General features: G+C 46.8%; 12 protein-coding genes. 8 read left to right on the forward strand and 4 right to left on the reverse strand.

The window, feature by feature from the left end:
* Positions 1–33: 33 nt before the first annotated feature.
* Both ACFQ0C_RS31230 and ACFQ0C_RS31235 read right to left on the reverse strand, forming a co-directional pair.
* Positions 34–927, reverse strand: a complete 894-nt coding sequence (locus ACFQ0C_RS31230) for a carbohydrate ABC transporter permease (RefSeq protein ID WP_379372684.1) — start codon at positions 925–927, stop codon at positions 34–36.
* 23 nt (positions 928–950) lie between these two features.
* Positions 951–2,339: an ABC transporter substrate-binding protein gene (locus ACFQ0C_RS31235; protein WP_379372686.1), complete on the reverse strand. Its 1,389-nt coding sequence runs from the start codon at positions 2,337–2,339 to the stop codon at positions 951–953.
* A 196-nt stretch (positions 2,340–2,535) separates the two neighbouring features.
* Here ACFQ0C_RS31235 and ACFQ0C_RS31240 point away from each other — a divergent pair, with 196 nt between their 5' ends.
* Together ACFQ0C_RS31240 and ACFQ0C_RS31245 are read left to right on the forward strand one after the other, a co-directional pair.
* A complete protein-coding gene (locus ACFQ0C_RS31240) occupies positions 2,536–4,320 on the forward strand; it encodes a sensor histidine kinase (protein ID WP_379372688.1) in 1,785 nt (594 codons plus the stop codon).
* A complete protein-coding gene (locus tag ACFQ0C_RS31245; RefSeq protein ID WP_379372690.1) occupies positions 4,313–5,920 on the forward strand; it encodes a response regulator in 1,608 nt (535 codons plus the stop codon). Before ACFQ0C_RS31240 ends, ACFQ0C_RS31245 begins: the two co-directional genes overlap by 8 nt.
* A gap of 60 nt (positions 5,921–5,980) precedes the next feature.
* On the opposite strand, the gene ACFQ0C_RS31250 is transcribed toward ACFQ0C_RS31245, so the two are convergent.
* Positions 5,981–6,892, reverse strand: a complete 912-nt coding sequence (locus ACFQ0C_RS31250) for a helix-turn-helix domain-containing protein (protein ID WP_379372692.1) — start codon at positions 6,890–6,892, stop codon at positions 5,981–5,983.
* A gap of 121 nt (positions 6,893–7,013) precedes the next feature.
* Between ACFQ0C_RS31250 and ACFQ0C_RS31255 the strand changes: the two genes are divergently transcribed.
* From ACFQ0C_RS31255 to ACFQ0C_RS31280, 6 genes are all read left to right on the forward strand, one after another.
* The gene (locus ACFQ0C_RS31255) at positions 7,014–8,360 is read left to right on the forward strand and encodes a DUF455 family protein (protein ID WP_379372694.1); all 1,347 of its coding nucleotides are present in this window, start codon (positions 7,014–7,016) and stop codon (positions 8,358–8,360) included.
* Between the two features lie 23 nt (positions 8,361–8,383).
* Positions 8,384–9,388 (forward strand): aldo/keto reductase, encoded by a 1,005-nt coding sequence (locus ACFQ0C_RS31260; protein ID WP_379372696.1) that lies wholly within the window; start codon positions 8,384–8,386, stop codon positions 9,386–9,388.
* The gene (locus ACFQ0C_RS31265; RefSeq protein WP_379372698.1) at positions 9,385–10,266 is read left to right on the forward strand and encodes a creatininase family protein; all 882 of its coding nucleotides are present in this window, start codon (positions 9,385–9,387) and stop codon (positions 10,264–10,266) included. The genes ACFQ0C_RS31260 and ACFQ0C_RS31265 overlap by 4 nt, the downstream gene beginning before the upstream one ends.
* Positions 10,267–10,910: 644 nt before the next feature.
* On the forward strand, positions 10,911–11,045 hold the full coding sequence (locus ACFQ0C_RS31270; RefSeq protein WP_379372700.1) for a hypothetical protein: 135 nt from the start codon (positions 10,911–10,913) through the stop codon (positions 11,043–11,045).
* A gap of 169 nt (positions 11,046–11,214) precedes the next feature.
* On the forward strand, positions 11,215–11,607 hold the full coding sequence (locus ACFQ0C_RS31275) for a response regulator transcription factor (protein WP_379372702.1): 393 nt from the start codon (positions 11,215–11,217) through the stop codon (positions 11,605–11,607).
* Positions 11,600–12,523, forward strand: a complete 924-nt coding sequence (locus tag ACFQ0C_RS31280; protein WP_379372704.1) for a cyclic di-GMP-binding domain-containing protein, MshE-related — start codon at positions 11,600–11,602, stop codon at positions 12,521–12,523. Before ACFQ0C_RS31275 ends, ACFQ0C_RS31280 begins: the two co-directional genes overlap by 8 nt.
* A gap of 71 nt (positions 12,524–12,594) precedes the next feature.
* On the opposite strand, the gene ACFQ0C_RS31285 is transcribed toward ACFQ0C_RS31280, so the two are convergent.
* Positions 12,595–14,106, reverse strand: coding sequence for a sulfatase family protein (locus tag ACFQ0C_RS31285; protein WP_379372706.1), 1,512 nt, complete (start codon positions 14,104–14,106; stop codon positions 12,595–12,597).
* Positions 14,107–14,139: the final 33 nt, after the last annotated feature.

Below are 14,139 nucleotides of genomic sequence, written 5' to 3' on the forward strand. Positions count from 1 at the left end.
ATGAACGGTTTGCAAGCAGCTCGCCTTCCTTCCTTAAGTTTGGTTCAGACGACGTGAAAGTTGAAAGTACAGCATCGTGACAATACCGACAATAAGTGCGGATGTGAAACCGACCGCGCTGCCGTAGCCGATTTGTTGGTTGACGGCTGAACCTGTGGAAACGGGAAAAAACAATTTGTAAACGTATAAATACATGACCTCAGTTCGACCTGCAGGGCCACCCTCTGTAATTAACATTATGCTTTCGTAGCCCTTTAGTGAAACGAGAATGGCCAGCATAACGATCATTTGCAGTACCTGTCCAAGCATAGGAATGGTGATGTACCATAGCTTCTGCGCCGGATTTGCTCCATCAATGGATGCGCTCTCGTATACATCCTGGGGTATGCTTTGCAATCCGGCAATAAATAACAGCATGTAGTTGCCGACCGCTCCCCATATGGCGACGATGATCAATGTAATCATGCCATAGTCACTGCCAAGCCAATCGATATTGGTTTTGATGATCCCGAGACGAAGAAGCATCTGATTCAGAATACCGTTATAGGAATTGAAAATAAGGAAAAATACAATGGAAATGACCGCTGTGCTTATGACGGTAGGCATGAAGTATACGGCTCTCAAAAACTGCCTCCCCCGCAGCTTTTGATTCAATATGACCGCTAGTATTAATGCGGTGGGGATAGTCACGCTAAGCTTGCCCAAGGTGTAAATGAAAGTATTGACGACGGACTGCCAGTACAGCTTGTCGTTTAGAAGCTTCTCAAAATTGCCGAGACCTACAAACAATTCATTTCCATAACCTGGATAGTCGTAAACCATGTATCGCATCGCCCACAAAATGGGGTATACGGCAAAGATGAGCGTAATAACCAAGCTTGGTAATAAAAACGAATAGGTTTCGGCGTAATATCGCACATTCTTCATCCGGTAGGCTTCCTCCCCAAACGCTATTTAACAAGCTTGCCTTGAAGCTTCACTGGATCAAAGTCAGGATTGGCTGACAGCTTAACGTCTCCCGACTGGCGTGCTTTGTCTAAGGCTTGATTGTATCTCTTATTCAAATCAGCGATGATGCCATTAAGGTCTCCGCCATCGAGAATATACCGAAGGAAGGCGTCCCCATAGTTCATACCATCTACAGTAATGGTTGGAGGAGCCGGCTGCAGCGTATCGTATTTGGTTGGAAGAAAGCCTTCAACTCCCTCAAGCTGAGGTTTCTTAGCATTGGCTAGAACGAAAGGAACAAGTGAGGTTCCCAAGCCTTTTTCATAATAGGAATTAAGCACTTCATCTCCATAAAGGAATTGCAGGAACTTCCATGCCTCCGCTTTATGAGCCGATTTGCTGCTGATCGATAACCAGGCACCCGCTTGGGTTAATCCGATAGCTCCGCGAATATTTCCGTCAATAGATGGTGGGAGGGCCGCTCCCCATTTGATTTTCGCGGGAAACTGCTGCTTGTATACATTCGGCTCTGCAGAAATGGAGATGTACATGCCGATTTTCCCTTCCGCAAACTGGGCGCGGAGCGGGTCGATATCCAGAGATTCCGAGCCCGGGAAGAAGCTTCCGTCTTTCTTCATTTGCCGGAACGCTTCCATGATAGGCTTGAACCCGCTGAAATCGTATTTGCCCGTTTTAAAATCATAACCATAGCCGGGATACCCGCTTAGTTCGGCAATGGCACGAGGGGAACGCTCGATGGCATTAAGCGAGCTTTTTAGATTGGCGGAGAAGCCGAATGCGGTTCCGTTGCCGGATTCTGTAATTTTCTTTGCACTCGCAACCAGCTCGTCTAACGTTTGGGGAGGCGACTTGATTCCCGCTTTTTCAAATAATTCCTTATTATAAACGAGACGGTGAGTATAGCCGTAGTTCGGAAGGGAATAAATTTTGCCATCCTTCATATTGATCTCTTCGGATAGTACGGCTTCAAACTTCTTTTTCATCTCCGCCGGCAGGTAAGTATCAAGCGGGTCCAGATAGCCTTTTTTTAGAAACGGCATGAAGGTAACATTGTTTACACGTATGATGTCCGGAGCTTGATTGCTGGAGAAGGCGATATCAACCGATTGGGGGTAGTTTTCCGCCATAATGGATAACTCGACTTCTATATTGTCTTTGTTTGTTTTATTGAAACGATCCACTTCTTCGCGAATTTGCTCGGAGAAACCACGATCCGGGGTCCAATATTTCAGTTTTACCTTTTGATTGGATGCGGTAGGGGTGGCATTAGAACCAGCTTGATTAGGTTCAGGCGTATTATTGCTACAGGCGGAAGATAAGAAAGCTAGCATAATTCCTAAGGACAAGGCGGTGATACGTTTATTTGACATGGGAATCCTCCTGATTGTTATCACTTTTCCTATTGTGGCCACGAAATCATTGTATATCCTTGCTGGATGACTTGACGAGGGGGGATTCGCTGATATACCGGGGACAATACAACGGTATTCGTGAAAACGCTTTACCCTATGACGGGATTAGAGCTACAATATAAGCAAATTCCTGAAAGCCAAGAGGAGGCCTCCAGTGCATCGATTGTTATTCCCTCAGATGTCTTTCAAAAACCGTATTTGGTTATCCTATTTAATTTTACTCCTGATTGCCGTTTCTTCCTCTGGAGCTTTATCCCATATGATAGCAGCTCATGCTCTGGAAAAAAACGTTAAGGATTTAAACCGGAGCGCTATTCGCAAATCTGCGCTTTTGCTGGACGAACGGTTGAAAAAAATTACTGTAACGGCCATGTCGGGCATGCTTAATGATTCGTTCACAGGAACGATGAAAGATATCCGCTTGAACAACACGGCTTCTTATTATGGTCATTTTGCGGATTTACAAGGATGGTTTCTGCAAATGAAGGTTAATGAGCCTGCTATTGACTCGGTGCTAATTACGACGCCTATCGGTGATTTTTATCCAACAACGGAATATAGGCAGCGCGGGAATTTATTTGAACAAAGCGATATGTATCGCGCTATTAAGGAGAAGAACCATAACGTTTGGATTCCGGAGCATACGGATGTTTTTTTTAGCGGCAAAAGAAGCGTCATCTCCTTAATCATGGAGCCGCTTATCGATGATCATACGCGAATGGAAGGTGTTTATATCATTGTTAATGTGAATGTAAACACTTTGATTGAAGCATTAGCTAATGAATGGGGAGAACCTGCCAGTAATTTAAATTTATTGACGGTAAGCGGTACGAACGTATTCACTTCCCTGCCTCTCGTTAAACCGTTCTTGAGTAAGCCGGAATTTATAAACAGGCTTGTTTCTGAAGCCGAACCGCACTTTACTTATAACGATAATCAGGATGACTATCTTGTCGATGTGCAGAGGATTCAGCTCACGGATGAATGGATGCTGGTCGGAGTCAGGGCGACTCGCGATTTATATGGGCAAGTAGCGGCTATTAAATGGACGACTATGGCGGTTATCGGTGGCTGCGCTCTCTTGGCGTTACTGTTCTCCGGAATGTTAACTTCGTATCTACTGCGGCCTTTATCTCAGCTGGTCCAGCTAATGAAGAAGGTGGAGTCCAACGATCTGGCTGTCCGGTTTACATCCGTGAGGCAGGACGAGCTAGCTTTCGTAGGCAACCGCTTCAACAGGATGCTCGAGCAGATCGGACAGCTGATTTATGATATGAAGGAAGCGGACCGAAGCAAAAGACTTGCTGAATTGAAGGCGCTGCAAGCACAAATAGATCCCCACTTTTTATACAATACGCTCTACACCATCTATTGGAAAGCAGAGCTTGCTCAATACGAGGATGTGAAGGAGATGACCTACTCCTTGTCTCAATTGTTCCAGCTGGGCTTGAATAGCGGACAGGATATGACAACCGTGGAGAAAGAAATGACTCATGTTACGGAATATTTGAAAATTTTAAAAAGATGCTATGATGATTGGTTCGAATACGAGATTCATGTGGAGGATGGCCTGGGGGCCATCAGGATACCCAAGCTGCTGCTCCAGCCGCTTGCAGAGAACACAATTCTTCATGGCTTTCAAGCCCGAAAAGGAGGCGGACGCATCGTTATTTCCGTATATTCGTTCTCCAAAGAAATTCACTTCACTGTAGAGGATAACGGAAGCGGGATGGATGCCCTTCAGGTGGAGAAGAAGGTGAAAATACCGGCCGAGAATGCCTCTTCTTATGCGCTTCGCAACATTTACGGCAGACTAAAGCTTTATTACGGCGAGACCGCCGATTTTAGAATCGCAAGCGATCCTGGTTCCTGTACGAGAGTAACACTCATAATTCCATCGAATCACAAGGAACTGGAATGGGAGGATATCAATGAATAGTAAAATGACGCTATGCGTTATTGATGACATCAAAACGATTGTTGACGGCATTGCCAAACATATACCGTGGGAGAGTTACGGAATTCGAATCGTTGGAACGGCTACTAATGGGGAAGATGGGTTGAAGCTCATTCTGGAGCAGCGTCCTAATCTGATTATAACCGATGTCAGGATGCCTATTATGGACGGCTTGAACATGCTTGAGCAGTTGGATTCGGGGCGCGGGCAAACGAAGGTCATTTTGTTGAGCGGGTACAGCGATTTTGAATACGCCCGTCAAGCAGTCCGGCTTGGAGTGTTTGAGTATTTAACCAAACCGTTCCGTCCGAACGAACTGGTGGAAGTTGTGCTGAGGGCGAAGCTTCAGAGGGAGAAGGAGCTTGAACAAACAGATCGGCTGCATGAGCTGGAAGGGAAGATGCAGGAGAGCTTGCCCTTGCTCCGGCAAGAGTATTTGAAGCTATTAATCCGTTATAAAGCTGATGAAGGTTTGGCGCGCAAAAGATGGTCTTTTTTGGAAATTGCGATGGAACCCTCCGAGCTGACTTTAATGGTTATTGAGATTGATGATTTTGCCAAAAAGGTGGAGCCGCTTCCGACGGGCGAAGCAGAATTAATATTATTTGCTGTTCAAAATGTGTTGGATGAAACGGTTTCCAGGAGAGCCTCTCATATCATCTTCCGCGACAATATCGGCAGATTTGTTTGCCTTTTCCGGGCAAGCGGCGGTCAAGATCCCATTGAAATTGCAGAAGCATGCTGCCACAATGTAGTCTTGTATACCAATCAGACGATTTCCGTTGGTCTTGGCTTGGAGACGAAGTCTATTGCGGGATTGCCGCAGTCTTACAGACAAGCTTTGACAGCGCTCGCCTGTCATTTCTATACGACGGGCAACAGTGTCATTCGTTTTGGCGATTTTAAAATCAGCCCTTATATACCTGTTTTCGCTTCTGATCTGGAGCAAAAGGTCATTCTGTCTCTGGTGTCGGGCAATATAGAGAAAGTCCATTCCGTGCTTATGGATGTATTTCATCAAATTCATGATGAAGAAGTTAGGCCGACACCGGATTATATGGTCAACACTTACTGGGAGCTGGCGAGAAAAATGGCTCATGCTGTTAAGCCGAGACTAACCGAAGCTGCGTTTGCGCCTATTGAAAGCCGGCTGCAAGCCTTATTTAATCCGCTTCATACCCAAAAGGATTGGCAGCAGTCGTTATTGGATTTAGGAAGTGAGATCGCTGCATGCTTTAAGTCAAGGAAAACAAGCGATGCCCAGGACATCATCCAGATGGCTTCAGACTTTGTCAGGGAGCGGTTGAATGAAAATCTGACCATTCAGGACTGCGCCAGGCATGTCCATCTAAGCCCATCTCATTTTACAAGCCTGTTCAAAAAAATGACCGGTATGACCTTCGTTCAATTCGTAAACATTGAACGCATCAAAGAAGCTCAACAACTGTTGGTTTCCGGTGTCACCGTTCAGAATGTCTCGGAGAAGCTTGGCTATGATGATCAAAAATATTTTCGCGAGCTGTTTAAAAAACATACGGGAATGACACCGAGTGAATTTAAGGATTTCTACAAGTCCACATAAAAAGGATAGGAGTCTGTCCGACGAGTTGATCTTCGTGAATATGTATTCGTTAGAAGACTCCTAGGACTTCTTTTTCCACTGAAGGCGGTATTGGTGTGGAGTTTGCCCCTTGCTTTCCTTGAAGGTCCGACAAAAGTAAGAGGTGTTACCAAGTCCGACGGATTCGCCGATCTCGGTTACGGATTTATCGCTAATTGTTAAAAGTACACAAGCCTGCCGAATTCGGCGGGCTTTTAAATATTCAGACAGGCTAGTTCCGGTCGTTTCCTGGAACAGATGGGAAACATAATACGGCGACATATGCAGCTCGGCAGCTAATGATTCCAGACGGAACACTTCGGTGTAATGCCGCTCGATCCATTGCATCATTTGTTCGGCACGGTGTACCGGTCTCTGATTAAGCACAGGTATGCTCCCTGGATCGGACAGCAGGGGACGCAAGTAACGCAGCAGCGAAATAAGGAAGGATGCTGCATCTTCCCGGTGCGGCTCTGAATTCGCATCAACCTGGCTTTCTCCATAACCGGTGAGCACCTTTACAAGGTCATGCTCTTCCCTGAGCGGATAAATGACCGGACTTTGCAGAGAGCCTTGACACAGCTGCTGAAAGAACGAATGGAGCAGTGGAAGGCTCCGAAGATAAGGTTCAAAGACAGAGGGCTCAAATAACACGAAGCTGCGAACATAATGATTGTTTTCATCAATGACCGGCTGCAGTCGGTGAAGTTGATAGGGTTGAAACAAGCACAATGTACCGGACCCGATGTCCAAGGATTGCTGATCGATCAGCAGCTGGCCTTTTCCTTCATGAATGTATTGAAGCTCCATACCTTGATGGGCATGAAACGTTTCTTTAAATGAATCATGCTGAGTAGAGGTTCTCCGTACGACGGAGTATAACGGGAATTTATTCAAATCAAACAACTCGATATGCTTCATTGTTCGCTTCACCCCAGTCCATTCTTTCTTCATAAATTATTGTACCACTTGGAATAGAAATCGCAATATTGTGTTATTTTCAAGCAAGGAGGTGTGACATATGAATCGAAATTTCTGATAAATTGAAGGTACCACAATCAAGGAGGAAATGTTTATGAGCGACCATCATGTAAAAGGTATTGTAGATATGGAACGGGACAAAGCCGGCCGGGAAGTGAAGAGCTCGCGTTATTTACGTCCTACGGATACAGCGAAGTTTTTGAAACCGCTCTTATGGCATGAATTCGAGCTTTCTCGTGCGGCAGCAGGGTGGGTGACGGTAAGTAAAGCGTATGAAGTGAAGCTGAAGCTGGGACGTCTGACTTACCTGCACATTCGCCATGCAGAAAGTCTGCAGAAGCGTATTATCGAGCTTCCCGGAGGTTTGGGAGAGGAGAAATCTCCTCAACGGATTCGCGAAGTATACGAAAGGCTGGCTTCGGCACCTTCCTCAGAGGCATATTTGGCCGGTTATCGTTTGTTTTACCGCAACCTGCTCGCGGAGTACGATGAGTTTTTAACTAAAACCGATCCGGTTCTGGATGCACCGAGCATCGACCAGATTCGAATCGTTTTATTAGACCGTCAAGATATTCTGACTTGGTTGGACGAACAGCTTCGGTTCGTAGGGTTGGATGAAACAGCTGGGCAGATGGTTGAGGAGTGGACTGACTATGCGGCTAAGCTATGGAACACACTGAAAAGCTCGCAGTCCGGTGTGAGTCCGTTGTACCCGGCGGCTCCGAACTATGAGCCTGTTGGCCCGATTCCTGAAGTGCCGGCAATGGATGAAGAACGGTTCCCTCCACTTGAAAGTCATGGCGGCACAGCGCAAGCATATTCTGACGATGGGATGTCCCCTTTGTTTAATTCGGTACGCCAAATGGTCTACATTAACGCTACGGAAATTTCGCCTGCGGAAACAATGACCTACTTGTACTATTCGGTGCAGAACATGCCGTTGACCTTCTATTATGACTTCGCGCGCCATATGTGGGATGAGTTTCGCCATAGCGAAATGGGGATGCGGCGCTTGCAGCAGTTTGGCTTCAAGACAACCGATTTCAAATGGCTTCGGACTTCGACGCTTAGTGAGGAGAATGATGCGCGTTATGCGGATATGTATGCATGGCTGACCATGGTCGCAGAGGCATGTTCATTCGCGAAAAAGCGGAAGGCTGTAGAAGCATTCTGGAAATTTGGAGATAGCATGTCAGCTATCCAAACCGAATTCGATATCGTTGATGAAAGGCTTCATGTCGATTTCGGCACCCAATGGGGACCCGAGCTGTATAAGCAGGTTGGAGATATGGTGACGCCTAAAATCATGGCGGAGAGGGCAAGGAAGCGTCGGCTTGAGGAGCTTCAGACTGTCCAACCGGATGAAATCGACAAGCTGGCTCAAAATTTCCCGGCATTTTGCGGCTTCCATACGAGCACGCTGGAATACGGTACCTATTGATGCGAGAGGGGCAGACTGCTGCTGTGCATAATTTATCACTTAGGGGTCAGGAGAATTCCTTATTTCGTCTTGGCTTTGGAGCTATGGGATTAGATGGTCGCTTCGGCGTACAGGACGATGAAACAATGATTGAATCCTTGCTATACAGCTTAGAGCAGGGGGTTAATTTCATCGATACGGCTCGGGCATACGGTCGATCTGAGGAATTGGTGGGAAAGGCGCTGAAGCGATGGGGCGGTCCGCGGCCGTTTGTTGCTACGAAAGTGGAGGCAAGGCCGGCGCCGGCCGGATATTTGCCCGGAGCGGGATTTCACTATGCTATTCCGGTGGAGGCGGCATACCCCCGAGGCAGCGTAACGGAAAGTGTAGAGGAGTCGCTCCGTCAGCTTGATATGGATTGCATCGATTTGGTGCAGATGCACCAGTATTGGCCGCAGTGGGATGACTCCGATTATTGGATGGAGGAACTGATCCGCTTGAGAGAACAAGGGAAGCTCCGCTTCATTGGAGTGTCGCTTCCGGACCATCGCAGCGATCTGGGCATCGGACTGGCCAGGTCCGGTCATATTGATGCCATTCAGACCATCATCAATATATTTGATTCCACTGCGTTTGACGGTCTTGTCCCAGTATGCCGGGATCATGGAGTCGCTGTCATTGCCCGTGTCATTATGGACGAAGGGGGACTTACAGGATGGCTTAAGGAGAACACAGAGATTCCTCCGTCAGACTACAGGTACCAATATTTCGATTGTGTTCCGCGTTCGTTATATATGAATAAAGTAAATCGACTGCAAGAATACATTCCGGACTATTCCGATAGCTTGGCGGAGTTGGCTGTGAGATTTGTGCTAAGTGATCCGGGAGTGACGATAGCGTTGACCTCGATGCAAGTCCGGGAATATGCGGAAGCCAATATCGACGCAGCCCGCAGGGGGGCGCTGCCGGAGCCCCTTTTTGACAGCATGAAGGTCCGCAATCGTTGGTTCCGCCATTTCTATCATGAGAGAAGGCATCTGGACCTATGACAACAGAAAAAGTGGCTTGGTTGGAGCTGTTTCCGGATGAATTCAAAACACGCCAAAGGAATCTCCCTTTGGTGTATCTTCCATTGGGGCTATGCGAGCCGCATGGGCAGATCAGCGCCTTCGGGCTGGATACGTTTAAGGCGGAACATCTTACCCATGAGGCTGCCAGACGCTGGGGCGGCATTGTGGCTCCGACCATGAACTATCACATCCACGAAATCGGACCTTCGGCCAAATTTCTAGAGGAACATGTCGGAGAAAACAATCCGCATATGACATCGGTACCGTCTTATATTTTTCTTCATTTTTTCTTGTATCAGCTCCGTGCCTTGTATAACGCAGGATTTCAAGCGGCGGTTGTGCTCTCCGGACATGGAGGAGCCCATCCGGAGGATTTGCGCCGGGTCATTAACTATTTTACCGGTTATACAGGAATGCGTATCTGGATGGGGACGGACTTCGATTTAGCAGCATCCCATTATCAAGGTGATCATGCGGGAAAGTACGAAATTTCCGTGTTAATGCATCTTCGGCCTGAGCTGATTGATGTCAGTAAAAAGAAATTGGAAACAGTCCCCGGCAGCGGGGGCAGGCTTGCGCTCGGGCATGACGCGTTGGATGCTTCGGAAGAGTTTGGCCAGCGAATTATTGAGGTATGTTTGCATAAATTGGGCCCAATTATTACTGGACTTACAGAGCATTTGCCTTCAGTCAATGAAAACCAGATGCTCTCTTTTGAGCAAACGGAGGGAATTTGGCAGGAGATGATAAGATCCGAATCGCAATGGAGCACCCTGCAGCCAAGACCCGGTCAGGCTCCTGTGTCCGATAATTCCCGTTGGAAACAAGGTGAAGTCGGGAGCATTCATCACGGTTAGCTGGAGGGGGATTTCCGGCCAAGTGGGGTTCGACCGATCGCCATGCATGTCGCAACGCCGCTCGGGATTCGCGCACGTTGAATTGAAAGAGTTGGAGGGAAGGAAGGCTTCTCTATTCCCCATCTGCAGCCTACAATTTAAAATGATATCGGAATTTGAAATGCCGTTATGTTGGGCGAATATGAAAACGAAGCACATAAACAGAGAGTTAAAGGAACAAGTAAGCTGTTCCTTTAACTCTCTGTTTATTATGCTTTCCGAGTAAATAGAGTAACAAACACTTCCTCTTTTGGTCTCCGCTTCGGTTTCTTGAATGCCGCCCTGCTATTTACGAGGTCACCTGATCGCCTGTCCTCTACGGCATGGCCGAGCACTAACTGGAAAAAATCCCGCTAATTTTGCCTTCAGTACTGAAATAGAGCATTTAGCTGGAAATTATACCTCTAATATCCCTGAAATATCCTATATTTAGAGAAATGTTCTGATTTAGCTCCAGAAATTCCAGTTATATGCGACCAACGGAAAAAAACGATTAAATTAGAGGGAGTTTTTCCAGTTACTTCTACAGCTTGCGGGACCGAGAGAACGTTACAGCCCTTTGTGGTGGTCGGCGGAGTAGCAAAAGTTGACGGGAGGCAGGAATCGTGCGGGATTCGACCGACCGCCATGCAATGCCGCAACGCGCACCTGGGAATCGCGAGCGTTTGATTGCGGAGAGCTGCGGTTATCAACAAATAATTTCACTAGTAGTCTCAACCGCTTTTATGGATGCGCCCTAGCTATTGACGATGAATCCACCTTATATCCTCTCGGATTTAGCTTTTTCAAAATCAATTTACAATATTCGACAAAATTTTCATGAAATCTTATCATCCCCTTAAAAAAGGTAATTATTTCAATAAGTATAATGAAGATGCAACGAATAATTCGAACAGGGGTGAGACGCGCATGAATAAAACAAGCTATCAAGTACTTGTATGTGATGATTCCATGCTGATTCGTAAAAAGCTAAGACAGCTTTTGGAGGGGATGGACGGGATTGAGGTTCTGGAAGCTGTTAACGGTAGAGAGGCTGTCCTAGTTTGCAGAGACAAGGGCCCGTCCGTTGTGTTTCTGGACATAGTCATGCCTGAGCAAGATGGAATTGAAGCGCTCATCGAGATCAAACAAATGAATCCGTCCATCATTGTTATTATGGCTTCTTCGGTTGGTACGGAAGGCAATTTAAGAAAAGCGATTAAAGCGGGGGCTGACGATTTCATTCAAAAGCCCATTCTTCCTGAAAATGTGGAGCTGTTATTGGCCAAATACATTTATGGGAAGGAGGAGCAAAATGTTTAGTCAATATTTCGGGCATTATTTGCTGGAAAAGGGCTATATTAATTTCGCTGAGCTGGAAGATGTATGGGAATATCAAAAAAAGACACATGTCAAGCTAGGACTTCTTGCGATCAACGAAGGCTTCATGAGTGCGGAGCAGGTGGAGCGGGTACATCTTCAGCAGACACAGAGGGATATGAAATTTGGGGAAATTGCGGTTGAGCAAGGCTTGTTGACGGAGCTGCAATTGAATAAATTGCTCTCTTCCCAAAAAAGCAACCATCTGCTGCTCGGACAAGCTCTTGTGGAAAGAAACTACATGAGCTTATATCAAATTTCCACAACGTTGTTCCAATACAAGAAAGACCATGGGTTGTCAGATGAGCAGTTTTCCACTATTAAAAACGGTGATATCCGCGCGCTAGTCGATTCACTGCTGCATAAAAATGAAGGCGTCCATAGGTCCATAGTTGTTGATTATTTGACGCTTCTTGCCAAAAATGTCATCCGCTTTATAGATCCGCACGTACGATTGGAAATCAAGGATTGGCTTGTTCCTGTAAGCAGCTATGATTGGTCGACATTTCAGCATATCCAAGGTGAAATTAATATGTACGCTTATATTCTGTCTAACCAAGCGAATTGGATAGACTTAGCTGCCAGGTATGCTCAGGAGCCTATCACGGAAGCGGATGAAATGGCTGAAGCATCGGTAGGCGAATTCCTCAATTTGCATAACGGTATATTTCTTGTCAACATGTCTGATCGTGGAACCGAATTGAGCTTGACTCCGCAGATCGCTCAATCCTCCGTTTCCGTTGAGCAGTCTCCATCCGCTGTATTGGTAAAGGTTCACTACCTGGACAAATCCTTTGATTTTATATTGAGCACCGAGCCTGTTCATACCGGAGCTTTATCCTCTGCCATAGGTGTCTAATGCTAATGACAGCACGAAGAACCCCGGGAACGACTCTGGGGTTCTTTGTGCGGTCCAAACAAGCAGAATACTCAAGCATGCCATATTCTCGGCATAGCGAGAGGCTCTTTCCCGAGCTCCGCCCATACATACTTCAGCAGCAGCTCCGTTTTTAAACCGGCTGAGGCAGGTGAGTCCCACAGGTTATTAATTTCTCCGGGATCTTCCTGTAGATCAAAAATCTCACCATAGGTTTGATTATAGTACACGGTTATTTTATAACGCTTATCAACATAGGTTTTTTGGTGAATGGTCGTCTTCTCATGCCGGAATTCACATATGGCATGATCTCTGGCCTGCGATTCAAGCCCACGCCACACCTTACTCTGATCTACCCCACTCATGGAACAAGGAATATCCAGTCCGGCAAAGCTCAGGAAGGTAGGAGCCAGATCGACGAGCGACTGAATGGCGTCAGACTGTTGACCCGCCGGAACTTGTCCCGGATAGCGGACGATAAATGGAATTTTAATCAGGTCCTCATAGTGGAACCCGCCTTTATGCTGAAGGCCATGTTGGCCAAAGAAATGACCATGGTCGGTCGTAAAGACAATGATAGTATTGTCTGCTAATCCGAGCTCCTCCAGCTTATCGAGAATGTTCCCGATATATTTGTCCATCATACTGATCATCCCGTAATAGGTTGCGACAATCTGTTTACGGTCATATTCGGAAAGCTTCGTATGAGAATGATACCCATGGATGCCGAAGCCCGATTCCATCAAATGGCTAAAATCCGGTGCTTTCTGCTGCGTCATGCCGAAATGCGGGGGATTCTGATCATGCTCGCCAGGGGTCACGACGGGTATCGTCAGCTGATCAGGATCATACATCGTATCCCATGGCTCTGGTACCAGATAGTCCGGATGCGGATCGAAGAAACTGGACCATAGGAAGAAAGGAGTATTCTCTTGCTTGTACTGCTCCAAAAGTGCCCCCGTACGTTCAGCAATCCATGTATTGTAATGGAACTCCTCCGGAATAGGCCATTTATGGAGGAGGGAAGGGTCCATTGTACCGGTGGGGGCTACATAATAATCACGCCAATTTGTACAGCCCTTCTCCTCCATCCATAGAGCATAATGCTGTCCGACATGAGCTTCATTAGTATGGTTGCGCGCCAGCTCAACATGGTCGAAGCCGTAGAACGGGCCATGGTGGGTTTTCCAAAACTCTAAATCCTGTAGGATAGGATATGATTCCAACGAAGGATAAGCTTTCGTGCTTTTCAGCGGCTGAAAATGCGCTTTGCCGACAAGCGAAGTACGGTAACCGGCGCTGCTGAAATCATCACCAATGGTGTGACGGTCTTCCAGAAGCTTGGTCCCGAGTGTCCATGCGCCATGCTGACTAGGGTACATCCCTGTAATGATGGATGCGCGGGTTGGCGTGCAGGTTGGATTGGGGCAGTAGGCTCGTGTAAAAGTAGTGCCTTCCCTTACAAGCCGGTCCAGATTAGGCGTAGATACTTCGGACTGAAACGCGCCTATTGTGTTCCAGTGCTGTTGATCGCTTGTTATCAGCAAAATGTTGGGTTTGCTCATATTGTTTTACTCCAATCATAATCATGATAAAAT

Origin of the sequence: Paenibacillus sp. GCM10027630 (genome assembly GCF_042676305.1) — a bacterium.
Lineage (GTDB): Bacteria > Bacillota > Bacilli > Paenibacillales > NBRC-103111 > Paenibacillus_S.